Below are 2,229 nucleotides of genomic sequence, written 5' to 3'. Positions count from 1 at the left end.
CTTCATGGAAGGTCAGAAGCGCTTCCCTCTTCATTTGCGTACGAGGGATGCGGCTTACGCTGACTTTGCAGAACTCGTTCATCGAATTATTGATGAATTTGAGCAAAAACTACTCGGCTATGAGATCTCCATCCGCTCGTACCTTCAACTCCTCATTACAGTTGCGCTGAGGTGGATGGACCAAGAGATTACGCCTCATCGTAGCCAGCAGACAAATCTGTCGATTCTGCATGCCAAACACTTTGAAATGCTGTTTGCGTTCATCCGCGAGGAATACCGACGTCCAATTTCTCTCGAGGAAGCTGCACATTTGACCAACATGAGCCTCCACCATTTTTGCAAAACATTCAAAAAGTTAACAGGCCGTACCTTCGTTGAATACGTCAATTTGTTCCGCGTCAATGAAGCTGAAAAGCTGCTGCGCACAGAAGGCATTTCCGTAACCGAGGCAGCCGAGGAAGTTGGTTTTAACAGTATCAACTACTTTACACGGACATTTAAGCAATTTAAATACTACAGTCCCTCACAGTGTAAAAAGGATTAGAGCCATTTTCGATCTACCAGTCTAAATTCAGAAAGACTCTTTTTGGAGGTACAATAAAACTACGTCCAACTCATACTCTTCTCTATCTTGAACTGCACTTTATCTACGACATCGTCAGCCTCCGTTCCGATAGGATCACGCAAGGACACATCTTTCCTCGTCTTTCAACGAACGCAGATGCATAAGGATCTCGTTCTCGATACACAGCGCTGCAAACGTTGCCAGCTTTGTCCCTTTGTTTGGGGGAAAGACTCGATCGCCTTAATCAATCCGATCGTCCCGATTCGAGATCAGATCTTCGGTGATGAAACGAAAAAAGGAGCTGCTTCAATACAGCTCTTGCGCAATAAATATTCTTTTTCTTCCATTATTTGTCTGTGCGGCTTCTAGTCCATAATGTTCTTGTCAACCAACAAATCTATTTTGCCTTGATCAATTTATCGATGCAACTACTCTAACCGCCATATATTGACGTCCAGGAAGTTCAACACGGAATGAGCCCTCGAAAGTGCCTGGCACCTGGGTTATCGTCATATTCCATGTATCAATGATTTCTACACGATAGGAGACACCGGACTCGTGTTTAAAATGCCGGTAACGCGGCTGATTGAAACCAAAGTAGTACAAGTAGTATTCATCCTTCACGCCGGCACAAGGCAAATCCCAGGAAGATGGCAGTGGATTCAGTATGCCTCCTGGACTTTGTTCAATAATACGGCGAATAAAAGTGATTCTATCAGGACTTGTCCCCCTAAGTTCGCCTCCCTTTGACCACCATAGAACTTCCTTTTCATTGTAATAGGTCTCTCCATGACCAACATAACCGCCACGAACAGCACCTTCCCAGAATCGACGGGTTAATTCTTCCCCCGTGATGTTTCCCCACCCGTGTTCGATGTCCCCTTCATAAGCACATTCGTCTACGATAATTGGTTTATTCCACATGTTACGCCATTCATTCGTTTCTTCTGCCGTTTTATACATGTCGATACGTTGTATACTACAATGAGTTACCCAAGGTTTGCTGTAATCGTAGAATCGGAGACAATTATGATTGGAAATGAGATGGCCGACCGGATCGCTTGATGTCACGATTTCAGCAAAGTACTCCCAGTCATCCTCTTTTTTAGCATTCATTAAATCAAACTCATTTGCTAGTGACCACCATACATTCCGGTATGCGGCAAGACGTGCTGTGAGATATCGAAGATATCTTTCATCGACTTCGGGCGGCATCTGTGAGAAACCCCATCGATCATACGGATGGAATAGAATGAGATCTGCCTCTATACCGAGCTTGCCAAGATCAGCAATCCTCTTCTCAAGATGTTGGAAAAATACCGGATTAAATCGGCTATAGTCCCATCCATCCTCCAGTGAGCCTTCGAAAGGATAGTACAGTGGCTCATTTGCATTAAACTGATAAGATTTCGGGAATACGCACATTCTCAGTTTATTAAATGGAGAATCCTTCAACGTCGAGAGTGTTTGTTCTTCAAGATTAGCGGGTTGATGCGTCCAGGCGTAGCAGGTTGTACCTACCGGTAGATATCGGAGGCCGTCTGCATATGCAAAGTGGAAGGTATCACTTACTCGAACCGGACCATGATTATCTGGAGATGATTCTACACAGACAAAGCTACCAACCTGTCCATCGAGCACTCCTACATTACTAGATGTACGGT

Annotated in this window: 2 protein-coding genes and 1 pseudogene; 1 reads left to right on the top strand and 2 read right to left on the bottom strand. The window is 44.6% G+C overall.

From position 1 onward, the window contains the following. The coding region (locus AC1DUA_RS34640; RefSeq protein ID WP_477504056.1) for a helix-turn-helix transcriptional regulator at positions 1 to 544 on the top strand (544 nt) is incomplete at its 5' end. A gap of 74 nt (positions 545 to 618) precedes the next feature. Here the strand turns inward: AC1DUA_RS34640 and AC1DUA_RS34635 are convergent. Both AC1DUA_RS34635 and AC1DUA_RS34630 read right to left on the bottom strand, forming a co-directional pair. Then, positions 619 to 828 (bottom strand): annotated as a pseudogene (locus tag AC1DUA_RS34635) (sigma factor); the annotation flags it as partial. Between the two features lie 148 nt (positions 829 to 976). Beyond that, the coding region (locus AC1DUA_RS34630) for a DUF5605 domain-containing protein (protein WP_477504055.1) at positions 977 to 2,229 on the bottom strand (1,253 nt) is incomplete at its 5' end.

The sequence above is a fragment of the Paenibacillus sp. 01T422 genome (assembly GCF_056398785.1).
This window is presented reverse-complemented; position numbering and strand designations above follow the sequence as displayed.